A 21,155-nucleotide genomic window follows, 5' to 3' on the forward strand; every position below is an offset into this window, starting at 1 on the left:
GGTCACGGGCGGACGACGGCGGCGGTGGACCGGCCGCGCGGCTCAGGGCAGCTGGTTGATGCGGACCAGGTTGCCGGCGGGGTCGCGGAAGGCGCAGTCGCGCACCCCGTAGTCCTGGTCGGTCGGCTCCTGCAGCACCTCTGCCCCGCCCGCCTCGAGCTTCGCGAAGTGGCGTCGAGGTCGTCGCTGGCCAGCGTGATCGCGGTGTAGTTGCCCTTGGCGATCAGCTCGAGGATCGTGCGGCGCTCGTCGTCGGTGATGGTGGGGTCGGCCGCCGGCGGGTGCAGCACGATCGAGGTGTCGGGCTGGTCGGGCGGCCCGACGGTAACCAGCGCATGTCCCCGTAGCCGACGTCCTGGCGCACCTCGAAGCCGAGGACGTCGCGGTAGAAGGCCAGCGAGGCCTCCGGGTCGGTGTGGGGCAGGAACGCGTAGTGGATGACCAGGCTCATGCCGGTCACGCCAGGGGCGGCCCCGCCACCTGGGCTTCTCGATTCCTGACCGGTCTGGTCACCTGCTTGGCCAGGCACGGCGGGATGCCCGCGCCCCCTCGCGCGGCCCGCTCCCGGTAGACGCTGGGCGGCATGCCGACCAGCTCGGCGAAGCGGGTGCTGAACGTGCCCAGCGATCCGTAGCCGACCGCGAAGCAGATCGCGGTGACGCTGAGGTCGCCCCGGCGCAGGAGCGTCATGGCGCGCTCGATGCGCCGGGTCATGAGGTAGGCGTACGGCGACTCCCCGTACGCGCGGCGGAACTCCCGGCTGAGGTGGCCGGCCGACATGTGCTCCCCGCGGGCGAGCGCCTCGACGTCCAGCGGCTGGGCGTACTCCCGGTCGATGCGGTCGCGCACGCGCCGCAGCCGCACGAGGTCGGCCAGGTGCTGCCGCGGGACGGGTGCGCCGGTCACCCGCGGGATCGTAGAGGCGGGGCGGGCCGGTGCGGGCGCGCCGGGACGGCGACCGGCGACTACCGCGCGGCGTCGGGGGAGCGGCCGCGGAGGGCCGCGTCCAGCTCGCGCAGGAGCTCCCCGACGCGCCCGCCACCGGGCGGCGCCGCGGGGTAGCGGCCGAGCACGTCGACGACGTCCGGTGCCGCGCGCCGGCGGGCTCGTTCCAAGGACGCGGCACCGGCCTCCCGGCTCCCGCCCGCCGCGAGCTCGGCCGCGCGCGCCGCGTGGGCCGCGGCGCCCAGGACGTGCTTCACCTGGTGCGCGTCGGCCAGCGGGTGCAGGTACGCGGCGGACGCCGCGGACATCGCCGCGCGCGCCGCGTCGCCCGCGGCCGGGGTGCGCGCCTCCCGGGCCGCGGCCAGCGCCGCCCACGCGGCGTCCCGCAGGCCCTTCGCGCGCCTGCCGCCGCCGGCGAACACCCGGGCGGCGTCGACCGCCGCGCGCGGGCGGGTGTCGCCCGGGTGCTCGCCCTCGTAGACGTCGAGCGCCGACTGCGCGCACTCGGCGGCGAACCGGGCGACGGCACGCAGGTCGTCCGGGCTCAGACGGATCTCGGCGCTGCCTCCGGCCACGGGAACGATGCTGGTGGCGGCGCCGGGTCCTGTCGACACGCCGGTGAGCGGCGCGCGGGCCGCCGATCGTCCGCGCCGGGTGATGCGGAACCGGCCGGTCCGCAGCCAGCGTCGTGCTGCCGCGGACGGGGCTCCCCGGGGCGGCTCGGCATCCCGGCGAGGTGACCGGCGTGGTGTGGGTCCTGGTGAGCGTCCTCGGGTTCGGCCTCGAGGTCGCGGTGATCGTCGTCCTGGGCCGGCAGGTCACCGGCCCGTACGAGGCGCAGCACGCCGCCGACCCGCCTCCGCCGGTCGACCCGGCGCCGCTGCCGGCCGCCCCGCCGGAGTGGCGGCCGGGGCAGGTGCGCGGCACGGCGCCCCCGCCCGGCCGGACGGAACCCGCCCGCACCCCGGCGCGGGCGGGATGGCCCGCCGTCCGCCCGGCGGTGACCACGGCCGCGTCGCTGCCGGCCGGGATACCGCCCCGGTGAGCGTCGGCCGGTCACGCCCGCGCGGCGGGCTCCGTCAGCGGGACGGCGGTCCCCGTGACGCGGATGCCGCTCGACGGCCCCACCGGGATGCCCACCTCCAGCACACCGGGACGGCCCATGTCGGCCCCCTGGAGCACGGTCACCGTCGCCGGCACGGCGACGTGCCCGCCCTCGCGCAGGTAGCCGCCGAGCGCGGCCGCGGCGGCGCCGGTCGCCGGGTCCTCGACCACCCCGCCCGGCGGGAAGGGGTTGCGCGCGTGGAAGGTCGTGGCGTCCTCGCGCCACACGAGGTCGACCGTCGTCCAGCCGCGCTCGTCCATCAGCGCGCCGAGCGCGTCGACGTCGTAGTCCAGCGCCCGCAGCCGTGCGCGGGTCGCCGCCGCGAGCACCGGGTGCCAGGCGCCGGCGTAGGCCACCCGCGGCGGCAGCGCGGGGTCCAGGTCGCCCTCGGACCACCGCAGGGCGGCGAGGAGGGCCCGCCGGTCGGCGTCGGCCAGCGGGACGGTCCGCGGCGGGACGCTGGTGAGCGTCGCGCGCACGGTGCCGTCGGGAGCCGGCGCGGTGACCACCTCGACGTCGCCCGCGGGTGCGGCGAACAGGAGCGTGCCCGGACCGTGGCGCTGCGCCCAGGCCACCGCGGCGGCGATGGTGGCGTGCCCGCAGAACGGCACCTCGGCGCGCGGGCTGAAGTACCGGACGTCGACGCGGCCGTCCCGGGGCACGAGGAACGCCGTCTCCGAGAACCCGACCTCGGCGGCGACGGCCAGCATCCGCTCGCCGGTCAGGCCGCTCGCGTCGAGCACCACACCGGCCGGGTTGCCGCCGTCCGGGGTCGGGCTGAAGGCGGTGTACCGCAGGACCTCCGGGTCGCCGGTCGGGGGCACGCTCATGCTCCTTCCTCGAGCGGCGCCGCCCGGCCGGGGACGGCGTCCTGGGAGAACTCGATCCAGTACTCGGTGATCCGGCCGTCCCGGACGCGGTAGCCGGCCCGGCCGTGCTCGACGACCGTGCCGGTCTGCCGCCACGCGGCCTCGACCAGCCCCGCGCGGCGCGCCAGGCCGAGGACCTCGAAGGTCCACGGCCCGACGGCCGACAGCATCTCGCGGACGTGCTCGGCGTACTGCTCGGGGCTGCGCGTCACCACCGCGGTGACCGCGCCGGGCCGCCCCTGGTGCGCCCGCACCCGCGGGGCGAGGTAGGCGCCCGCGCGCTGCGGCCGGTGCCCGGAGCGGACGTCGAGCAGGAAGCCGAGCACGACCTCCTCGGGCGGGCGCGGCATCAGAACTTCGCCGCCAGCCGGCGGGCCTGCTCGTGCGCCCGCTCCCGGCCGGCGGCGGCGTCGGCGGTGGCCAGGTTCGGGCGGAACGCGACCTCGGCCACGTCGAGGACCCCGGCCCAGTTCAGCCAGTCGCGCAGGTAGGGGGCCTGGAAGTCGGAGCCGAAGGAGGCCGGCCGGCCCGGGCCGTAGACGGCGCTGGTGAGCAGCAGGACCGCCTTCTTGCCCGTGAGCAGGCCGGTGTAGCCGGCGACCGGGTCGAAACCGAAGACCATGCCGGGCTGGCTGACCACGTCGATGAACTGCTTCAGGACGTAGGGGATGCCGGCGTTCCACATCGGGACGCTGAACACGTACCGGTCGTAGGAGTCGAACCGCTCGAAGGTGGCGCGGGCGGCCGCCCACGCCTCGCCCTCGGCGCCCTCGGGCACGCCCCCGCCGAAGATCGTCATCTTGGCGCCGGCCGCCGCCGGGCCGAACTCCGGCAGGGTGCCGTCCCACAGGTCGAACGTGTCGACGGCGTCGAGCGGGTTGAGCTCGCGATAGGTCTCGAGGAACGTGGTGGCGAGGGCCAGCGACTCGGAGCGGGCGCCGCGGGGGGAGGCGGAGACGTGCAGCAGGCGGGACATCGGATCTCCTCGGGATCGGCCGCGGCCCGGTGCCGCGGCTGAGGACCACCGTCGTCCGGCCCGTGTCAGGTTCCTGTCGCGCGGCTGTCACCAGCGCCGCCGGCGCCACTCCTCGAGCGAGGGACGCTCCCGCCCGACGGTCGTGCTGGGGCCGTGGCCGGGGTGCACGCGGACGTCGGCGGGCAGCGTGAACAACCGGTCCTCGATCGAGCGCAGGATCGTGTCGAAGTCCGACAGCGGCCAGCCGGTCAGGCCGGGGCCGCCGGGGAACAGCGTGTCGCCGGTGAGCAGGTCGTCGTCCAGGCGCAGGCAGAGCGACCCCGGCGTGTGGCCGGGGGTGTGCAGCACCTCGACGGCGAGCCGGCCGACGCGCAGCCGCTCGCCGTCGCCGAGCGGCCGGTCGATCCGGCCGTCCCAGCCGGGGACCGGTCTGCCCGCGTCCGCGGGCGGGCGCGCCAGCCCCCAGTCCCACTGCCCGTGCGCGCGCAGGTGCGCCCGCTCGTGGTCCCACACGGCGGCCTCCGCCGGGGAGGCGAGCACGGGGCAGCGGTGCCGGGCGCGGACGGCGTCGGCGGCCTGCACGTGGTCCCAGTGCGCGTGCGTGAGGACGACGGCGACGACCCGGCGCCCGCCGAGCGCGGCGGTGATCCGCGGCTCGTCGTCGCCGGGGTCGACCACGGCCGTGTCGCCGGTGCGGGCGCAGGTGAGCAGGTGGGCGCCGGTCCGCAGCGGCCCGACGACGAGCCGGGACAGGACGGCGTCGCCGTCGCGCCGCAGGACCTCGACGGTCACCGCTCGACGTGCCGGGCCTGCGGCGGGTTGGTGTACACCCGCTCCGGCCGGACCAGGACCGCGGTGCGGTGCTCGGCCCGCATGACCCGGTCGTACTCGTCGAGGTCCTCGTGCGTGCCGCCCGCCGCCGCGAAGATCCTCCGCAGCAGCAGGCGCACCGCGTCCTCGCCCAGACCCAGCGCCGGGTCGTCGGGGCCGGCGAGGTCGACGTCGCCCTCGACGGCGACCCACTCCCAGCCCGCGCGCAGCACGAGCGTCAGCCGGTTGCGCCGGCGCAGGTTGGCCAGCTTGCGGGTGCGTCCCCGGGCGACGAAGGCGATCACCGGCTCGCCGTCGACGGGGTGGGCGACGACGGCCGCGTTGACGACGGATGCCTGCACGCCGCCGTCGCCGCGGGTGGTGGCGACGACCGCCAGGCCGTGGTCGGCCGCGGCGAGCCGGCGGACGAGCTCCAGATCGGCGTTCACGGGAGGTAGCTTCGCGCGGTCGCTGTCACGTGTCTGTCGTCCCGGGGGGGCGGTCGGTGAACCTGCTCGTGCTGGGCCCGCTGGAGGTGCGGCACGACGGCGGGCCGGTCGGCGTGCGCCGCGGCCGGCCGCGGCGGCTGCTGCTGTCGCTGCTGCTCCAGCGCGGCGACCCGGTGCCGCAGGCGACCCTGGTCGACCAGCTGTGGGGGGACGCGCCCCCCGTCAACGCCGACAACGCGCTGCACCTGCTCGTCTCCTACCTGCGCCGCACCGTCGCCCCGGCGGGGCTGCGGGTCGACCGCGCCCCCGCCGGCTACCGGCTGGTCGTCGCCCGCGACGCCGTCGACCTGTTCCGCTTCGAGGACCTGGTCCGCGCGGCCACCGCGCCCGGCGCGGCCCCGGACGACCAGGTCCGCCTGGCCGGGGAGGCGCTCGCCCTGTGGCGCGGCCCCGCGCTGAGCGAGGCGGTGGACGACGCGTTCGCCCAGGGGGAGATCGCCCGGCTCGACGAACTGCGGCTGCAGGCCGCCGAGACCCGGGGGGCCGGGCTGCTGGACCTGGGCCGGCACGACGAGGCGCTGCCCGACCTCGGCGTGCTGGTGCGCGAGCACCCGTTCCGCGAGCGGCTCCAGGGCCTGCACGCCCTGGCGCTGTACCAGGCCGGGCGGCAGGCCGACGCGCTGCGCGCGCTGGAGACCACCCGGGCGGCGCTGGCCGACGAGCTCGGCCTCGACCCCGGGCCCGCGCTGCGGCAGCTCGAGCAGCAGATCCTCCGCCAGGACCCGGCGCTCGCCCCCGCCGTCGACCCGGTGCCCGCCGCCGCGCCCCCGGTCGACGCCGTCCCGGACCCCGCGCCGGCGCGGGCCCCGGCCGCCGGCGTCCCGGAGGTGCCGGTGCCGCTGACCTCCCTGGTGGGGCGGGACGAGGCGGTCGCCGCGGTGCGGCGGCTGGTGGCCGCGCACCGGCTCGTCACGCTCACCGGCCCGGGCGGCGCCGGCAAGACCCGGGTGGCCGTCGCGGCCGTGCAGGACGCGGACGGCGCCGTCTGGTGGGCCGACCTCGCCGCCGTGGCGCCGGGCACCGGGGTCGAGGTGGCCGTCGCGGCCGCGACCGGCACCGGGCTGTCCACCGCGGACGCGCTGGGCGAGCTGCGCGCCTGGCTCGGCGGCCGCGAGGGGCTGCTCGTGCTCGACACCTGCGAGCACGTGGTCGAGGAGGTGCACCGGCTGGTCGCCGGCCTGCTGCCGGGCTGCCCGGGCCTGCGGGTCCTGGCCACCAGCAGGAGACCCCTGGGTGTCGCGGGCGAGGTGTCCTGGCCGGTGCCGCCGCTGCCCGAGGCCGACGCCGTGCGGCTGTTCGCCGAGCGGGCGGCGGCCGCGCGCCCCGGCTTCGCCCTCGACCCGAGCACGGCCGACGACGTCGCCCGGGTGTGCCGGCTGCTCGACGGGCTGCCGCTGGCCGTCGAGCTCGCCGCCGGCCACGTGGCGGCGCTGAGCCCGGCGAAGATCGCCGAGGTGCTCGGCGACCGGATGCGGCTGCTCGGCGACGGCGACGCCCGCGGCGGCCGGCACGCGGGCCTGCGGGCGACCGTCGAGTGGAGCTACGGGCTGCTGACCGGCGAGGAGGCGGCCTTCCTGGACCGGCTCTCGGTCTTCGCCGGGCCGTTCCCCCTGGAGGCGGCGGTCGAGGTCGCCGGCGCGGGGCTGCGCGGGGACGGTCTGCGGCTCCTGCTGAGCCTGGTCCGGCAGTCGCTGGTCTCCCCGGCCGAGGACGACCACTTCCGGCTGCTGGACACGATCCGGGCCCACGCGGGGGAGCGCCTGGCCGCCGACCCCGATGGGGCGACGGCCGCGGGGGACCGGCACGCCCGCTGGTACGCCGCGTTCGCCGCGGACGCCGACCGCGGCATCCGCGGGGCCGACCAGGCCGGCTGGCTCGCCGAGCTGCGCGCCGCCGGCGCCGACCTGCGGGCGGCGTTGCGCCACTGCCTGGGCGGGGCGTCGCCGCAGCCCGCGCTGGGCGCGCAGCTGGTGTGCTCGCTGTCGTGGTTCTGGTCCCACGAGGGCTCCTTCCAGGAGGCCCGCCGGTGGATCGCGCAGGCGCGCGCCGCCGGCCCGCACGGCCCGCGGCTCGACGCGTGGCTGCAGCTGGCGACCGGGATGCACGCCGAGTCGGTGGGCGACCTGCGCACGGCGGAGCGGGAGTGCGCCGGGGCGGCGGCCGGGTTCGCCGCGATCGGCGACGTCCGCGGCGAGGCGCGCGGCCTGCTGCACCTGGGCACGGCCCGGTGGGCGCTCGGCCGGCTCGACGAGGCGGCCGCGGCGCAGGACCGCGCCGTGGCCCTGTTCCGCTCGGCCGCCCACGACAGCGGCGCGGGCCTGGGGCTGGTGCTGCGGGCCCGCACCGCACTCGACCAGGACGACACCGGGCGGGCACGCGACCTGCTGCTCGAGGCCCGGCACGTCCTGCGCCGGGCCGGGGACCCGCACCTGGTCGCCCTGTGCCTGGAGCAGTCCGCCCGCACCTGCCTGGCCGACGGCGACCCGGCCGCGGCCGCCCCCCTGGCCCGGGAGGGCCTGGCGGTCTTCGAGGCGGTCGGTTACCCGGAGGGCGTGACGGCCGCGCTGCAGACGCTCGGCCAGGTGCACCTGGCGCTGGACGACGCCGCCGCCGCCACCGCGTTGTACCGGAGGGCGGCGGCGAACGCGCGCGAGCTCGGGCACGCCGCCGCGCTCGCCGAGACCGTGGAGCTGCTGGCCGAGGCCGCGCTGGCCGGCGACGACGCCGTGGCCGCCGCGCGCCTGCTCGGGCACGCCGGGCAGCTGCGCGCCGAGGCCGGCGTCCCGCGCACACCGCTGCAGGACCGCCGGCTCGGCCGCTGGGAGCCGCGGCTGCGGCGCTCCCTCGGGGCGGCCTACGACACGGCCGTGGCCGAGGGCCGGCGCTCGGCCGAGGTGCTGCCGGCCGACCGCTGAGCGGCCGCTGCCGGCGCGGTCGCGCGCGGCAGCCGCACCGCCAGCAGCACGGTCGCCGCGGCGAGCGCGAAGCCGGTCGCGGCCTGCGCCGCCTGCAGGAAGAAGCCCGAGAGAGCGAAGGCGGGCACGAGCACCGCGTAGGCGACCCCCGGCCGGCGCAACCGGCGGTCGGTGCGCGCGACCGCCGTGCCGAGCACCACCGCGGCGACGCCGAGCGCGGCGGTCGCGAGGAGCGCGGTGACGACGAGCGCCGGCCCGTAGGCCGTGTCGGCGTTGAGCTCGGGCATGCCCGGGACGCCGGCGAGGTGCGCGCGCCCGATCCCGGGCTGCACGAACGCCGCGCTGCCGAACGCGGCGGCCAGGAACACGTTCGCCACGACGGTGAGCACCAGCCCCGTCACCGCGGTCCGGGCCGCCGGGCCCCGGACCAGGTGCGCCGTGACGGCGACCGCTCCGAGGACGGCGACGGCGGCGCCGAGGATGCTGGCGCCGAGGTGGCTGAGCAGGAACACGCCGGTGGTGGTGTAGCGGGCGTAGGCGTCGAAGTCGCCCACCGGCGGCTGGTGGGTCAGCGTGCTCAGGCCGAGCAGGACGCCGTGGAGGGGGAGGGCCCAGAGGCCCACCCGGGCCGGTCGGCCCGGTCGGGCGGGAGGTGCAGCGGCGAGGGACACGGGATCGGCTCCGTCCGGGAGGTGACGGCGGCCTGCCCGTCGTCACCGCGGACCGTGCCGGGCCGTGCTGTCGGGCCGCTGTCGCACCGCTGTCGCGGAGAACCGTTGCGGATCCGTGCGGATCGCGGTAGGTGTCTGCACTCTGCGACGGACGGGGCCCGAGCCGATCCCTGCGGTGGGTGGCGCACACCGCGGGCCGGGGCGTCGCGGGCCGCGGCGGCGCCGGAGGGATGGACGAGCCCGTGCCAGATCTGAAGGTCGAGCAGAAGCAGGAGCTGAGCCGTCAGGAGGTCGCGCGCCTGATCACCGACCTCGCCCGGGGACTGGGCGACGAGGGCGAGGTGTCCGTCCGGTTCGGCGGCAGCACCCTCGAGCTGACGGTGGGCGACCGGGTCCGCTTCGAGCTGGAGGTGGGCGTCGACGGGGACGAGATCGAGCTGGAGCTCGAGCTGAAGTGGTCCACGTCGGACCGGTCGTCGACCGGCTCCCAGGACGCGCCCGGGGACGAGCCCGGGGACGGGTCCGGGGACCAGCCCGGGGACGGGTCCGGGGGTCAGGACCGTTCCGCGGCGGAGGGGTCCGAGCCCGAGGCGTCCGCGGCCGACGAGGGCTCCGAGCCCGAGGCGTCCACGTCCGCGGACGAGGCCGGGGACGAAGCCGGGGCGTCGGAGGAGCGGTCGGGCGAGGAGCCGGAGGCCGGGTCGCGCAGGGCCGGTGCGGGGGGCCGGGGCGGGACGAGCGCCGGCCCCGGCCGGAGGAAGGCGCCGTCGGGCCGGGGAGCTCCGCAGGGCCGTCGGGCGTCGCAGGGCTGAGCGACCGCCCCGCCCGGGGGCCGGGTCAGGCCGCCGGGAGGGCCAGGCGCCGCCGCAGGTCGAGGTGCCAGTCGACCTGCACCCGCCGCCCGACGTGCCCGGAGGGGCGCACGAGGTCGAACCGGACGAGGACGCCACCGGCGTCGGCCCACAGCAGGGCGAGGTGCCCGGCCGCCGGCGGCCCGGGCTCGGGCGACAGGTCCAGCCGCAGCTGACGGTCCGGCTCCTGGCGGTAGAAGGCGCGCAGCCCGTCGGTGGCCGCCGCCGGCAGCTCGCCGTCGTCGGACCGCCAGACCCGGACGACGTCCGTGGGGGTGCGCAGGATCAGCCCGCTCATCGCCAGGCCCAGGTTGTCGGTGCTCGAGTCGGTGAGCTCCAGCTGTCGGGCCAGCAGCGGGTCGGACAGCTCGTCGCGGTCGGCGCCCCACGGGCGCAGCTGCTCCATCGCCTCGCGCCGGACCAGCTGGTGGTCCAGGTGCCGGTCGGCGGCGGGGTTCCAGCCGTGCGCGGCGTGGATGGCGGCGCTGACCGCGACGCCGCGCGACAGCGCCTCGTGGACGGCGAGCAGCAGGGGTCGCAGCCGCGCGACGACGGCGCCGGGGGAGGAGTCCACGGCGGCCCAGTGTGCCGGTCGGCCGGGGCGCGGCCCAGCCGCCGCACTCAGCGCGCGTCGAAGTACGTGACCCGGTCGGGGGAGGCCGTGAACGGGTTGGCCCACTCCGACTCCGCACCGGTGATCGGCTGCGCGTCGGTCACGACGACGAACGGGGATCCCGGGTAGATGGCCAGCACCCGGGAGGACGACGACAGGTCCTCGGTGCGCTCGACCAGCTCGCCGCGGCGCAGCTGCCGGGTGGTCCGCCGCCCGCTCAGCTCGTCGCCGACGCGGGCCACCCACTCGGCCCCGTCGTGGGAGAACGCGATGGCGTGCACCCGGCGGTCGGCGGGGGCGGGTTCGCACCCGGCGAACTCCGCGAGCGCCTCGTAGAGCCGCTCGGCCTGCTCGTCGTCGCTCGCCCGCGGGAGGAAGAAGGTCGGCACGCCCGCATCCTCGCCGTCGCCACCGACAGGACGGCGCCGCTGCGGCGGGTGGGGCGGGAGGGGCGGCGGTGACGGAGACGGGACCCCGGGCGGGCGGGGCGGCGATGACAGGGGTGAGGGCCGCGCCGCCGTCCCGCCCTCGTCTTCCCCCGTGGGCGAGGGAAGCGGCGGCGCGGCCCCTCCCCGCCCGGCCTCGCGGGCACCGCGCCGGGAACCCTTGCCCGGCGGCGGCGGGAGCGGGATCGTGCGACTGCAGCCGGGACGTCCCCGAGCCGGAACGCCCCCGGCCGCTCCGAGAGGTGGAGCGCCATGCTGTGGGCGATCGTCGACGTCCTCGCCTTCGTGCTGGTCATCGCCGGGATCGTGGTCCTGGCCCGGCGCGACACGGCCCGCTGGGAGCGGGAGGGACGGGCGGCAGCCGTCCCCCGCCCCGGCGATCGGCGGCGTCGCCACCGGGGCGCCGCCCGGCTGCGGGAACGGCTGCGCTCCACCGCCGCGCGCGCCGCCGGCACGGGCACGCGGGTCCGCGGGCTGCCCGCCGCCGTGCGGTCGCGGGTGGTCGCCCTCCGCGGACGGCTGCGCGGCCCCCGCCGGTCCCCGGTCCGTCGCCCCGCGCTCCACGGCGGCGTCCGCGACGGGGTGCCGCGGCCGCGCCGCCGACGGCGCCCGGCGGCTTCGCGCGCCGCGCGCGGGCGGGCGCGGCGCCGGTGGTGGCGCGGACCGCACGGAGGGGCCCGATCGGGCGCCGACGTCTGAGGTGGGCGGCGAGCACCCCGCGGCGGCTCCGGCTCCGCACGGCCCCCGCCGGTGCGACACTGCTCACCTCTTCCCCCGGGCACGCAGAACGGATGGTGGCCCGCGATGCCACGGTCGACCGGATCCCCACGACCTGCCCCCGTCCGGACCGTCCCCGGCCGGCAGCCGCCCGCGCGCCGTCGACCGCGGCGGCGCCCGCAGGTGCAGCCCCCGCCGGTGACGGTGCGCAGCTTCGGCCGGGACCTCGTCCGGGCGTTCCTGGAAGGCATGCGCGGGAACCGGTCCGCCTCCTCCTGAACGTCCCGCCGACCGGGACCGGCCGCCCGCCGGGGAGCCTCAGGCGGTCTCGGCCGGGGACGACGGCAGGGGCGCCCACGCCTGGCGCAGCCGCGCGCGGCCGGCGGCGGCGAGCGCCGCGGCCCCGGCGCCGAAGACCAGCGCGGTCACCCCCGGGGCGGTGCCGGGACGTCGCTCGAGCAGCCGGATCACCAGGGCGGTCGTGCTGCCGGCCGACATGGAGCCCAGGACGGCCGCGCCGCCGAGGAGGCGTGCGCCGGTCCGGCCCTGCCGGGCCTTGCCGAGGTAGTCCCGCTGCAGGCGCCGGACCTCCTGGCGCACCAGCGCGAGCAGCTCCTCGCCGAGCGGCTGCGCGAGGTCGCCGGCCCGGATGCCTGGGATGCCGGAAGTCATCGGACGGTCCTCCGCACGTCGGGTCCCCCCGTGCCGCGAGGGTAGGAGCGCCGGCGACCCCGGTACAGGCCCGGCGGCGGCTCAGCGCGCCGGGGCCGCCGTGGACGCCCGCTCGACCAGGGAGACCGGCAGCAGCACCGAGCGCGCCGGGCGGTCGGGCTCGTCGAGGGACTCCAGCAGCATCCGCGCCGCCTCGACGCCCACGGAGTGGTGCGGGACGGCGATGGTGGTCAGCGGCGGCTGCAGCTTGTCGAGGAACGGCATGTCGTTGAAGCCGACGACGCTGACGTCGCCGGGGCAGCTGAGGCCGCGCTCCTTGAACACGTCGTAGCAGCCGAGCGCGATCAGGTCGTTGCCGGCGACCACCGCGGTGAACTCGGTGCCGGCGTCGAGCACCTCCCGCAGCGCCGCGGCCCCCTCGGCCTCGGCCCAGTAGGCGCAGGACACGACCCGCGCGGGGTCGTCGTCCAGCCCCTGGTCGCGGACGGCGGCGGTGAAGGCCTTGGCGCGGACGACGCCGGTCGAGGTGGTCAGCGGACCGGCCAGGTGCACGATCTTGCGGTGGCCCAGCCGCGCCAGGTGCTCGACGGCGAGGGTGATGCCGCTGGCGTCGTCCGGGGTGACGCAGGGGATGTCGAGCTGATCGGCGCGCCGGTTGACCAGCACCATGCGCACGCCCTGCTCGTGCAGCCGGGCCAGCAGCGGGTGGTCCAGCCGGGCGGTGGCGATGATCATGCCCTCGACCTGCCGGGAGCGCAGCGACTCGACCAGCGCCTGCTCCCGCCCCGGGTCGTTGTCGGTGTTGACGATCAGCGCGCTGTAGCCGGCCGGGCCGAGCACGTCCTCGATGCCGCGCACGATCGGCGGGAACAGCGGGTTGGTCAGGTCGGGCAGCACCAGCCCGATCGTCCGCGACTTCGCCGTCTTGAGGCTGCGCGCGATGGGGTTGGGGGAGTAGCTCAGCGACTGCGCGGCCTTGAGCACCCGGCGGGCGGTCTCGGCGTTGACCAGCGCCCTGGTGTCGGGGTTCAGCGCCCGGGAGGCGGTGGCGGGGTGGACGCCCGCCGCGGCCGCGACATCCCGCAGGGTCGGCGCTGGCACGGCGCCGATCCTAGGGCCGGCTCCGGTCCCCGGCCGGGAGGACCGCCCCCGCGGGGCACCCGTCAGGGTCATGCCGGCCTCCTCCACCGCGCGCGTCCCCACACCGCCAGCACCCCCAGCGGCGCCGCCGCCGCGGCGGCCAGGGTGAAGATCGTCCGGTAACGGCCGGCGTCGGCCAGCCCGGCGACGGCGACGGCGGCCAGCGCGCTGCCCACGAACAGGCTCCCGGCGAACAGCGACACCACCGCCGCCCGCGCCGCGGGGAGCACCTCGGTCGCCCACGTCTGCAGCGACGAGTGCATCGCCGCCCACGCCAGCCCGAGCAGCAGCGTCACGACGACGGCGGACGCCGCCGCGCGCGACGCCGCCAGCAGCGCGCACGCGGCCAGCGCCGAGGCCGCGCCCAGCGCGATCAGCCGCGCCGGGTGCTGGGTGCGCGAGAGCCGGGCCACCGCCGAGGCCGCCGCGAACACCGCGAGCCCGTAGACCGCGGTCACCGCCCCGGCCAGGGCGGCCGAGGCGCCGGCCGCCTCCACCGCCGCCGGCAGCAGCGTGAGCACGCCGAGCAGCACCGCCCCCTCGAGGAAGGCCAGGCCGAGCACGAACACCGCCGGGCGGGAGCGGACCACCTGCCCGAGCGGGGCCAGCGGACCGGCCGCCGGGCGGGTCCGCGGCGGTTCCGCCAGCGACCGCAGCGCCACCGCCAGCACCAGCGCCGACACGCCGGTGACCACGAACGCCACCCGCCACGAGGCCAGCGCCGCCAGCAGCCCCGCGCCGGCCGACGCCAGCCCGGTGCCGAGCGCCACCCCCACCATGAGCCGGGCGATGTCGCGCTGGCGCAGCTGCGGCGGCACGGTGTCGCCGAGGTAGACCAGGCTGGAGGGGTAGACCGCCCCCAGGAACGCCCCGCCGAGGCCGCGCGCGACGCCCAGCGCCAGCGGCGCCCAGGCGAACGCGGCCGCCACCGCCGCCAGCCCGGCGCAGGCCAGCGTCAGGCGCATGGTCCGCACCCGGCCGAGCCGGTCGGAGGCCAGGCCCCACACCGGCTGGGAGAGCCCGTAGGCCAGGAAGTACGCCCCGGCCGCCTGCACCACCGACGACAGCGGCGCGTCCAGGTCGGCGGCGATCGCCAGGAGCACCGGCGGCATGGCGTAGCGGTCCAGCGTGCTGACGAACGCGGTGAGCTGCAGCAGCCGGATGGGGGAGGGGCGGCGCGCGCTCAGCTCGGCCCCATCACGCTCGCGGGGTCGATGCCGAGGTCGGTGAGGACCGCGCGCGCCGCGTTGCGCCCGGGCCGGCCCGAGACCGAGCCGCCGGGGTGCGTCGTCGCCCCGGTGAGGAACAGCCCCGCCAGACCCGTGCGGTAGGTCGGCCAGCCCGGGACCACCCCGCCGTCGGGCAGCTCGAACTCGCCGCCGTGGCACGAGCCGCCGAGGTTGTGCACGTTGTGCGCGGCCACGTCGACCGGCGACTCGGCCCGGACGGCGAGGACGTCGTCCGCCCCCAGCCCGTCGGTGCGCTCGGCGACCCGGGCGAGCAGCGCCGCGGCGAACGCGTCCTTGGTGCCGGCCCAGCTGCGGCCGTCGCGGCGCTCGTACGGCGCGACGGTGAGGATCTTGAACGTGCCGCCGTCGCCGGCCACCCGGCTGCGGTCGACGACGCTCTGGTTGACCACCAGCAGCCAGGGGTCGTCGGCGTCGGCCTCGCCGCGCGCGAAGGCGTCCAGCTGGCGCACCACGCCGTCCACCGTGCCGAGGCCGGCGGCCACGCTGCGCACCGGGCCCGCGGGGGAGGGGAACGACAGGTCCCCGCGCAGCGCCGCGTGGACGGCGAACACCGACAGGCCCGGCCGCCAGGTCTTGCGCGCCTCGAGCAGGTCGTCGGGCACCTGGGCGCCGACGAGCATGTCCGCGAGCCGGGCCAGGTGGGCGCTGGAGACGACCGCCCGGCGGGCGCGCACCGGCGTGCCGTCGGCCAGGCGCACCCCGGTCACCCGCTCGCCGTCGGCCTCGACGTGCGCCACCGGGGCCGAGCACACGACCCGCCCGCCGTGCGCCTCGATCTGCCGGACGAGCGCCCCCGGCAGGGCGCCGGAGCCGCCGACCGGCGTCGACCAGCCGAACGCCAGCCGCCCGGCCGTCAGCGACGACGGCAGGAACCCGGTGCCCGGCCGCCGCGGGTCCTGGATGGTCGCCATCGCCAGCCACAGCACGAACGACCGGACGACGGGGTGGGCGAACCGCTCGTGCACGACCTCCCAGGCGCTGCGCGAGCGCAGGCGCCGGTACGCCTCCACCGCCGGCCCCTCGCCGAGGTCCAGCCCCGAGCCCCACCGGCCGTGCACCGCTGCCAGCCCACCGCTCCACTCGCCGACCAGCGCCCGGAAGGCCGCCGCGTCGGCCGGCGACCAGCGGGCCAGCTCCCCGGCCGTGGCGTCGAGGTCGCGGTGCATGACCAGCAGGTCGCCGTCCGGCTGGGGGAAGACCACCGCCGGGTCGGTGGCCAGGTACCGCAGCCCGTGGGTCGACAGCAGCCCCAGCTCGTCGTCGCGGATCAGCGGGTTGGCCTGGATGAGCACGTGCGCGCTGGAGCAGGAGTCGTGGGCGAACCCGGGCAGGGTGAGCTCCTCGGTGATGGTGTCCCCGCCCGGCGCGGGGCCGGCCTCGAGCACCACCACCTCGAGCCCGGCGGCCGCCAGGTAGCCCGCGGCGACCAGCCCGTTGTGCCCCGCGCCGATGACCACGACGTCCGCGCCGTCCGGCACCCCTGGCGTCATCCCGCCTCCCGTCCTCCCCGCGGAACGGTGGCACCCGGTGCAGTCGATTGCAAGACCCGCTGGTCACCGCGCGGAGACCCGGCCCACCCACCGGCACGGGTCGTTCCCGGCGGACGACGGGGAGGCCCGACCGCCAGCGGGGGTGACGGCAAAGATTCCGCTACCGATTCCCTCGGAGTTCTTGACAGGCTGTGCCCACGGTCACACCATCTGGCGAATCCGCAATCGATTGCGGCTCGGTCAGGAGGAAGCATGTCGCACGTTCGGCTGCGCCGGCGGCTCGGCTCGCTGGCGGTCACGGGGCTCCTGGTGGCGGGCGTCGCCGCCTGCGGCGGTGACGACGGCGGCGGTGGCGGCTCCGACGGCGACACGATCACCATCGGCACGTCGCTGCCCCTCACCGGCGAGTTCTCCCAGCCCGGCACCGCCGCCCAGCAGGGCTACCAGGTGTGGGAGCGGCTGGTGAACGAGAACGGCGGCCTGCTCGGCCGCGACGTCGAGCTGGTGATCAAGGACGACGCGTCGAACCAGAACACCATCGTCGCCGACTACAACGCGCTGATCAGCCAGGACCGCGTCGACCTGCTGCTCGGCACGTTCTCCTCGCTGCTGAACCTGCCGGCCTCCGCGGTCGCCGAGCGCAACCAGATGCTCTTCGTCGAGCCCGCCGGCGGCTCGCCGGACATGTTCAACCGCGGCTTCGAGTACCTGTTCTTCGCCCAGCAGGCCACCGCCGACAAGCAGGGCCTGGTCTTCGCCGAGTGGATCGCGGGCCTGCCGGAGGACCAGCGGCCGCGGACCGCGGCCTACCCGACCATCGACGACCCGTTCGCCGCGCCCAACGTCGAGGGCATCCGCGAGGTCCTCGAGGCCGCCGGGATCCAGACCGTGTACCAGGAGACCTACGCGATCGACACCCGCAACTTCGACACGATCGTCAACGCGATGAAGGCCGCCAACCCCGACCTCGTGGTGAGCGGCGCGGTGTTCGAGGACGGCGTCGGCTTGATCCGCTCGATGCGCAAGCTCGGCTTCCAGCCCCGCTGGCTGTACCAGACCAGCGCCCCATCGCAGGCCGACCAGTTCGCCGAGGCGGTGGGCGTGGAGAACACCGAGGGGATCATGTACGCGGTCAGCCACACGCCCGAGGCGTCGACGCCGGGCAACGAGGAGTTCGTGGCCACCTACGAGGAGATGTTCGGCGGGGCGCCGCCGGAGGACGCCGCCGACGCCTACGCCGCCGGCCAGGTGCTGCAGGCCGCCGTCGAGGCCGTGGGCAGCATCGAGGACCAGAAGGCCCTGGCCGACTGGCTGCGCGAGAACCCCGTCGAGACCATCCTCGGCGAGCTGCGCTGGAACGAGGACGGCAGCCCGGTCGGCGAGTTCCTCATCGGCCAGTGGCAGAACGGCACCTCGGAGATCATCCTGCCCACCGACGCCGCCACGACCGACACGATCGTCCAGGGCTGGCTGCCCACGGGCGAAGGAGCGTGACCGGTCCGACGAGCCCGCCGGGCGCGGTCCCGCGCCCGGCGGGCCCCGGGCCCGAGGGGGAGGCGGCATGACGGAGTTCGCGCAGAACCTGCTGCTGGGACTGCTGCTCGGCGGGGTCTACGCGCTCGTCGCCGGCGGCCTGACGCTGATCTTCGGCGTCATGCGGGTGATCAACCTGGCCCACGGGGCGTTCCTCATCCTGGCGGCGTTCCTCACCTACAGCCTCTGGGACGCGGCGGGCATCGACCCGCTGCTGGCCATCGCCGTCACCACGCCGGTGGTGTTCGCCCTCGGCTGGATCACCTACAAGCTGTTCGTCTCCCGGATCCGCACCGCGCCCATGGTGTCCACGGTCCTGCTGACCTTCGGCCTGGCGCTGGTCCTGGAGGCGGTCATGGGCAGCCTCTGGGGCAACAACTCCACGGCGATCCGCCCGAGCTACGCCGACGAGTCCTTCCGCTTCTTCGGGCTGTTCCTGCCCAAGACCCAGGTGTTCGGCGGGCTGGTCGCCATCGCCGTCCTGGTCGTCCTGGGCCTGGTGCTCACCCGCACCTGGCTGGGCCGGGCCATCCGGGCCGCGGCGGTCAACCCGGCCGGCGCCGAGCTGGTCGGCATCCGGGTGGCCTCGGTGGCCGCGCTGGTGTTCGGCCTCGGCATCGCCGCGGCCGGCGCCGGCGGCGCGATCGTCGGCGTCATGTACCCGTTCGTCCCGGGCTCGCACTACCAGTGGATCGCGCGGCTGCTGGCCATCGTCGTCCTCGGCGGCATGGGCAGCCTCAACGGCGCCATCCTCGGCGCGATGCTCTTCGGCATCGCCGAGACGATGACCGCCGCCTACGTCTCGCCGGCCTGGGCCACCGCGGTGCCGTACCTGATCGTCTTCGCCGTCCTGCTGTTCCGGCCGCAGGGCCTGCTCGGTTCCCGTCTGCGAGAGGATGCGGTGGCGGCATGAGCCCCTCGGCGCGCGACCTGGCGAGCCCGCTGTGGATCGGGCGGCTGCTGGTCGCCCTGGCGGCGGTGTTCCTCGTCGTCTTCCCGGTGGCGGTCGACGACGCGTACTACCAGAACATGATCATCCTCTCGCTGGTGTTCGCCGTGGGCGCCAGCGGGCTGAACATCATCACCGGCTTCGCCGGCTACGTCTCGCTCGGCCAGGGCGCGTTCGTGGGCCTCGGCGGCTACACGATCGGCGTGCTGGCCACCCGGGTCGAGGGCGTGAGCCCGTGGCTGTGGGTGCCGGTGGCCGGCCTGGTCGCCGCCGTGGTCGCGGTCGGCCTGGGCCTGGTGTCGCTGCGCTCGCGCGGCCCGGCGTTCGTGATCATCACCGTGGCCTTCCTGTTCCTCGTGCAGGTGCTCGCGGTCAACTGGGTGGGCGTCACCAACGGGACGGCGGGGCTCACCCTGCCGCTGCCGTCGTGGGACCGCGACGTCCTCAACTGGCCCTTCTACTACGCGCTGCTGGCGATCCTGGCGCTGCAGGTGCTCATGACCTGGTGGATCCGGCGCACCAAGCTCGGCATGGGCCTGATCGCGATCCGCGAGGACGAGACCAAGGCCGCGACCATCGGCATCAACCTGCCGGTGGAGAAGATCATCGGGTTCGTCGCGAGCACCGTGTTCGTCGGGATGGCCGGTGCGGTCTACGGCTACTACCTGACCTTCATCGACCCGCGCGGGATGTTCAGCATCCTGATCAGCGTCCAGATCATCCTGTCGCTGCTGATCGGCGGCCGCGGCACGCTGTGGGGGCCGGTGCTCGGCGCGTTCCTCATCGAGCCGCTCAACGAGATCGCCAACAACGAGTTCGGCGGTGGCAACACCCGGCTGTTCCTCTTCGGCGGGCTGCTCGTCGCCGTCGTCATCCTGCTGCCCCAGGGCATCCTGCCGGCGATCGAGTCGCTGCTGGCCCGGCGGCGCACCCGGGGCAGGGCCGGCCTGGTCGGCGCCCGGATCGGCACCGGCGGCAGCCTGGAGTCGCTCACCGAGCGGCTGCGGCCCGACACCACCACCCCGGCCGGGCAGCCGCTGCTCGAGGTCTCGGACCTGGCCAAGAGCTTCGGCGGGCTGAAGGCGGTCGACGGCTGCTCGTTCACCGTGCCGGCGGGCTCCATCACCGGCCTCATCGGGCCGAACGGCTCGGGCAAGACGACGGTGTTCAACCTCATCGACAACACCATCGCCGCCGACGCCGGGCGGATCACCTTCGCCGGCGAGCGCATCGAGCGGCTGCCGTCCTGGGAGCGGGCGCACCGCGGGCTCGGCCGGACCTTCCAGATCACCCGCCTGTTCGGCGAGATGACCGTGCTGGAGAACGTGGTCGCCGCGCAGCGCAGCTTCTCGCTCGGCCACCTCGGCCGGATCGCCGTCAGCGGGCCCGAGGCGCGGGCGGCCGAGGAGTTGCTGGAGTTCGTCGGCATGCGCGCCTTCCGCGACCAGAAGGCGAGGGCGCTGTCCTACGGCCAGCAGAAGCTGGTCGAGCTGGCGCAGATCCTGATGCTCGACCCGAAGCTCATCCTGCTCGACGAGCCGGCCGGCGGCATCAACCCGGTGCTCATCGAGCGGATGGCCGAGATGATCAGGGAGCTCAACTCCCACGGGAAGACCTTCCTCATCGTCGAGCACAACATGCCCTTCGTGCTGGGCCTGTGCGACCCGGTCCACGTCCTGGCCCGCGGCCGGACGATGGCCTCGGGCACCCCGGCGCAGATCCAGACCGACCCCGCCGTCATCGACGCCTACCTCGGCGACGACTTCCAGCTCGAGCCGGAAAGGGTGCGCTCCTGATGCTCTCGCTCCGAGGGGTGGTGGCCGGCTACGGCGGCGGCGACGTGCTGCAGGGCGTCGACATCGAGGTCGAGCGCGGCGCGGTCGCCTGCATCGTCGGGCCGAACGGCGCCGGCAAGTCCACCGTGCTGCGCACGATCAGCGGCCTGCTCAACCCGCGGCTGGGCGAGATCACGCTGAACGGGACGCCGATCCACCGGTCCGGCCCGGCGGACATCCTCAAGGCCGGGGTCTCGCAGGTGCCGCAGGCCAACGCGCTGTTCCCCAACCTGACCGTGCGGGAGAACGTGCTGCTGGGCGGCTACACGATCCGCCGCGACCGGGCGCTGGTCCGCCGTCGGTACGACTCGGTGGCCGAGCTGTTCCCGATCGTGGCGCAGCGGGCCGCCGACAAGGCCGGCAACCTCTCCGGCGGCCAGCGGCGGATGGTGGAGTTCGCCCGCTCGCTGATGCTCGACCCGGTGCTGCTGCTGCTCGACGAGCCGTCGCTGGGCCTGGACCCGAAGGCCCTGCAGACGGTCTTCCAGTCGGTGGTGCTCATGAAGGAGAGCGGCAAGACCATCCTCGTGGTCGAGCAGAACGTCCGCTTCGGCATGCGGATGGCCACCGAGGGCATCGTCATGGAGAGCGGCCGGGTGGTGACCCAGCGGACGGCCGAGGCGGTGCTGGCCGACCCCGACCTCGCGCAGATGTACTTCGGCGGCACCACCGGCCACGCCCCGCCGCCACCGGCCGAGGAGGCGGTGCCGGCCGACTCCGCCACCCCCGGCGCCGCGCCGCCCCCGCCGAGCCCGCAGCCACCCGCCGCCGGTGGCGGGTCCACGCCGCTGGCCGCCTCCGGCACGCACTGACCGCCCGCCACCGGCGTCGACTTCTGCGGTCTCGTGGCCTTCCGGGC

At 76.7% G+C, this 21,155-nt stretch carries 24 protein-coding genes and 1 pseudogene; 8 read left to right on the top strand and 17 right to left on the bottom strand.

Annotated elements, in window-relative coordinates; all coding sequences use genetic code 11:
- Positions 1 to 42: 42 nt before the first annotated feature.
- From ACI78S_RS19405 to ACI78S_RS19425, 5 genes and pseudogenes are all read right to left on the bottom strand, one after another.
- Positions 43 to 138, bottom strand: a complete 96-nt coding sequence (locus ACI78S_RS19405) for a hypothetical protein (protein ID WP_456976351.1) — start codon at positions 136 to 138, stop codon at positions 43 to 45.
- A pseudogene (locus tag ACI78S_RS19410) lies at positions 121 to 240 on the bottom strand (hypothetical protein); the annotation flags it as partial. The gene ACI78S_RS19405 and the pseudogene ACI78S_RS19410, both read right to left, overlap by 18 nt.
- Positions 224 to 451 carry a VOC family protein gene (locus tag ACI78S_RS19415; protein ID WP_456976353.1) on the bottom strand — a complete coding sequence of 76 codons (228 nt, stop codon included), beginning with the start codon at positions 449 to 451 and terminating at the stop codon, positions 224 to 226. The pseudogene ACI78S_RS19410 and the gene ACI78S_RS19415, both read right to left, overlap by 17 nt.
- A gap of 5 nt (positions 452 to 456) precedes the next feature.
- Positions 457 to 906: a helix-turn-helix transcriptional regulator gene (locus ACI78S_RS19420; RefSeq protein ID WP_456976355.1), complete on the bottom strand. Its 450-nt coding sequence runs from the start codon at positions 904 to 906 to the stop codon at positions 457 to 459.
- Positions 907 to 965: 59 nt separating this feature from the next.
- Positions 966 to 1,520 (bottom strand): putative immunity protein, encoded by a 555-nt coding sequence (locus ACI78S_RS19425; protein ID WP_456976357.1) that lies wholly within the window; start codon positions 1,518 to 1,520, stop codon positions 966 to 968.
- A gap of 170 nt (positions 1,521 to 1,690) precedes the next feature.
- Here ACI78S_RS19425 and ACI78S_RS19430 point away from each other — a divergent pair, with 170 nt between their 5' ends.
- Complete coding sequence (locus ACI78S_RS19430; RefSeq protein WP_456976359.1) at positions 1,691 to 1,990, top strand: hypothetical protein; 300 nt, start codon at positions 1,691 to 1,693, stop codon at positions 1,988 to 1,990.
- An 11-nt stretch (positions 1,991 to 2,001) separates the two neighbouring features.
- Here ACI78S_RS19430 and ACI78S_RS19435 read toward each other — a convergent pair whose 3' ends face one another.
- From ACI78S_RS19435 to ACI78S_RS19455, 5 genes are all read right to left on the bottom strand, one after another.
- Positions 2,002 to 2,880 carry a PhzF family phenazine biosynthesis isomerase gene (locus ACI78S_RS19435; protein ID WP_456976361.1) on the bottom strand — a complete coding sequence of 293 codons (879 nt, stop codon included), beginning with the start codon at positions 2,878 to 2,880 and terminating at the stop codon, positions 2,002 to 2,004.
- Positions 2,877 to 3,269 (bottom strand): nuclear transport factor 2 family protein, encoded by a 393-nt coding sequence (locus ACI78S_RS19440; protein ID WP_456976363.1) that lies wholly within the window; start codon positions 3,267 to 3,269, stop codon positions 2,877 to 2,879. Before ACI78S_RS19440 ends, ACI78S_RS19435 begins: the two co-directional genes overlap by 4 nt.
- Complete coding sequence (locus tag ACI78S_RS19445; protein WP_456976365.1) at positions 3,269 to 3,895, bottom strand: FMN-dependent NADH-azoreductase; 627 nt, start codon at positions 3,893 to 3,895, stop codon at positions 3,269 to 3,271. Before ACI78S_RS19445 ends, ACI78S_RS19440 begins: the two co-directional genes overlap by 1 nt.
- 87 nt (positions 3,896 to 3,982) lie before the next feature.
- The gene (locus tag ACI78S_RS19450) at positions 3,983 to 4,687 is read right to left on the bottom strand and encodes an MBL fold metallo-hydrolase (RefSeq protein ID WP_456976367.1); all 705 of its coding nucleotides are present in this window, start codon (positions 4,685 to 4,687) and stop codon (positions 3,983 to 3,985) included.
- Positions 4,684 to 5,154: a pyridoxamine 5'-phosphate oxidase family protein gene (locus tag ACI78S_RS19455; RefSeq protein WP_456976369.1), complete on the bottom strand. Its 471-nt coding sequence runs from the start codon at positions 5,152 to 5,154 to the stop codon at positions 4,684 to 4,686. The genes ACI78S_RS19450 and ACI78S_RS19455 overlap by 4 nt, the downstream gene beginning before the upstream one ends.
- A 56-nt stretch (positions 5,155 to 5,210) precedes the next feature.
- On the opposite strand from ACI78S_RS19455, the gene ACI78S_RS19460 reads away from it, so the two are divergent.
- On the top strand, positions 5,211 to 8,129 hold the full coding sequence (locus tag ACI78S_RS19460) for an ATP-binding protein (protein ID WP_456976371.1): 2,919 nt from the start codon (positions 5,211 to 5,213) through the stop codon (positions 8,127 to 8,129).
- On the opposite strand, the gene ACI78S_RS19465 is transcribed toward ACI78S_RS19460, so the two are convergent.
- Positions 8,069 to 8,752, bottom strand: a complete 684-nt coding sequence (locus ACI78S_RS19465; RefSeq protein WP_456976373.1) for a hypothetical protein — start codon at positions 8,750 to 8,752, stop codon at positions 8,069 to 8,071. The genes ACI78S_RS19460 and ACI78S_RS19465 overlap by 61 nt on opposite strands.
- A 290-nt stretch (positions 8,753 to 9,042) precedes the next feature.
- Between ACI78S_RS19465 and ACI78S_RS19470 the strand changes: the two genes are divergently transcribed.
- On the top strand, positions 9,043 to 9,612 hold the full coding sequence (locus tag ACI78S_RS19470; protein ID WP_456976375.1) for an amphi-Trp domain-containing protein: 570 nt from the start codon (positions 9,043 to 9,045) through the stop codon (positions 9,610 to 9,612).
- 25 nt (positions 9,613 to 9,637) lie between these two features.
- Here ACI78S_RS19470 and ACI78S_RS19475 read toward each other — a convergent pair whose 3' ends face one another.
- Together ACI78S_RS19475 and ACI78S_RS19480 are read right to left on the bottom strand one after the other, a co-directional pair.
- The gene (locus ACI78S_RS19475; RefSeq protein ID WP_456976377.1) at positions 9,638 to 10,225 is read right to left on the bottom strand and encodes a hypothetical protein; all 588 of its coding nucleotides are present in this window, start codon (positions 10,223 to 10,225) and stop codon (positions 9,638 to 9,640) included.
- Positions 10,226 to 10,272: 47 nt separating this feature from the next.
- The gene (locus ACI78S_RS19480; protein ID WP_456976379.1) at positions 10,273 to 10,653 is read right to left on the bottom strand and encodes a hypothetical protein; all 381 of its coding nucleotides are present in this window, start codon (positions 10,651 to 10,653) and stop codon (positions 10,273 to 10,275) included.
- Between the two features lie 309 nt (positions 10,654 to 10,962).
- Here ACI78S_RS19480 and ACI78S_RS19485 point away from each other — a divergent pair, with 309 nt between their 5' ends.
- Positions 10,963 to 11,409: a hypothetical protein gene (locus tag ACI78S_RS19485; protein WP_456976381.1), complete on the top strand. Its 447-nt coding sequence runs from the start codon at positions 10,963 to 10,965 to the stop codon at positions 11,407 to 11,409.
- Positions 11,410 to 11,745: 336 nt separating this feature from the next.
- On the opposite strand, the gene ACI78S_RS19490 is transcribed toward ACI78S_RS19485, so the two are convergent.
- From ACI78S_RS19490 to ACI78S_RS19505, 4 genes are all read right to left on the bottom strand, one after another.
- A complete protein-coding gene (locus tag ACI78S_RS19490) occupies positions 11,746 to 12,099 on the bottom strand; it encodes a phage holin family protein (RefSeq protein WP_456976383.1) in 354 nt (117 codons plus the stop codon).
- Between the two features lie 81 nt (positions 12,100 to 12,180).
- Positions 12,181 to 13,200 (bottom strand): LacI family DNA-binding transcriptional regulator, encoded by a 1,020-nt coding sequence (locus tag ACI78S_RS19495; protein ID WP_456976385.1) that lies wholly within the window; start codon positions 13,198 to 13,200, stop codon positions 12,181 to 12,183.
- Positions 13,201 to 13,268: 68 nt separating this feature from the next.
- Positions 13,269 to 14,426: an MFS transporter gene (locus ACI78S_RS19500; protein WP_456976401.1), complete on the bottom strand. Its 1,158-nt coding sequence runs from the start codon at positions 14,424 to 14,426 to the stop codon at positions 13,269 to 13,271.
- On the bottom strand, positions 14,423 to 15,979 hold the full coding sequence (locus ACI78S_RS19505) for a phytoene desaturase family protein (protein WP_456976387.1): 1,557 nt from the start codon (positions 15,977 to 15,979) through the stop codon (positions 14,423 to 14,425). Before ACI78S_RS19505 ends, ACI78S_RS19500 begins: the two co-directional genes overlap by 4 nt.
- Before the next feature lie 252 nt (positions 15,980 to 16,231).
- Here ACI78S_RS19505 and ACI78S_RS19510 point away from each other — a divergent pair, with 252 nt between their 5' ends.
- The 4 genes from ACI78S_RS19510 to ACI78S_RS19525 all read left to right on the top strand — a co-directional run bounded on the left by ACI78S_RS19510 (position 16,232) and on the right by ACI78S_RS19525 (position 21,108).
- Positions 16,232 to 17,473, top strand: coding sequence for an amino acid ABC transporter substrate-binding protein (locus ACI78S_RS19510; RefSeq protein ID WP_456976389.1), 1,242 nt, complete (start codon positions 16,232 to 16,234; stop codon positions 17,471 to 17,473).
- Between the two features lie 67 nt (positions 17,474 to 17,540).
- The gene (locus ACI78S_RS19515; protein WP_456976391.1) at positions 17,541 to 18,425 is read left to right on the top strand and encodes a branched-chain amino acid ABC transporter permease; all 885 of its coding nucleotides are present in this window, start codon (positions 17,541 to 17,543) and stop codon (positions 18,423 to 18,425) included.
- Complete coding sequence (locus ACI78S_RS19520) at positions 18,422 to 20,257, top strand: branched-chain amino acid ABC transporter ATP-binding protein/permease (protein ID WP_456976393.1); 1,836 nt, start codon at positions 18,422 to 18,424, stop codon at positions 20,255 to 20,257. The genes ACI78S_RS19515 and ACI78S_RS19520 overlap by 4 nt, the downstream gene beginning before the upstream one ends.
- A complete protein-coding gene (locus tag ACI78S_RS19525; RefSeq protein ID WP_456976395.1) occupies positions 20,257 to 21,108 on the top strand; it encodes an ABC transporter ATP-binding protein in 852 nt (283 codons plus the stop codon). The genes ACI78S_RS19520 and ACI78S_RS19525 overlap by 1 nt, the downstream gene beginning before the upstream one ends.
- Positions 21,109 to 21,155: the final 47 nt, after the last annotated feature.

The organism is Geodermatophilus sp. SYSU D00815, from assembly GCF_054050035.1.

Bases quoted from the DNA above. Each gene is read 5' to 3' on its own strand.
- ACI78S_RS19415 (WP_456976353.1), bottom strand. From the start codon at position 451: ATGAGCCTGGTCATCCACTACGCGTTCCTGCCCCACACCGACCCGGAG.
- ACI78S_RS19435 (WP_456976361.1), bottom strand. From the start codon at position 2,880: ATGAGCGTGCCCCCGACCGGCGACCCGGAGGTCCTGCGGTACACCGCC.
- ACI78S_RS19440 (WP_456976363.1), bottom strand. From the start codon at position 3,269: ATGCCGCGCCCGCCCGAGGAGGTCGTGCTCGGCTTCCTGCTCGACGTC.
- ACI78S_RS19445 (WP_456976365.1), bottom strand. From the start codon at position 3,895: ATGTCCCGCCTGCTGCACGTCTCCGCCTCCCCCCGCGGCGCCCGCTCC.
- ACI78S_RS19485 (WP_456976381.1), top strand. From the start codon at position 10,963: ATGCTGTGGGCGATCGTCGACGTCCTCGCCTTCGTGCTGGTCATCGCC.
- ACI78S_RS19490 (WP_456976383.1), bottom strand. From the start codon at position 12,099: ATGACTTCCGGCATCCCAGGCATCCGGGCCGGCGACCTCGCGCAGCCG.
- ACI78S_RS19505 (WP_456976387.1), bottom strand. From the start codon at position 15,979: ATGACGCCAGGGGTGCCGGACGGCGCGGACGTCGTGGTCATCGGCGCG.
- ACI78S_RS19510 (WP_456976389.1), top strand. From the start codon at position 16,232: ATGTCGCACGTTCGGCTGCGCCGGCGGCTCGGCTCGCTGGCGGTCACG.
- ACI78S_RS19515 (WP_456976391.1), top strand. From the start codon at position 17,541: ATGACGGAGTTCGCGCAGAACCTGCTGCTGGGACTGCTGCTCGGCGGG.
- ACI78S_RS19520 (WP_456976393.1), top strand. From the start codon at position 18,422: ATGAGCCCCTCGGCGCGCGACCTGGCGAGCCCGCTGTGGATCGGGCGG.
- ACI78S_RS19525 (WP_456976395.1), top strand. From the start codon at position 20,257: ATGCTCTCGCTCCGAGGGGTGGTGGCCGGCTACGGCGGCGGCGACGTG.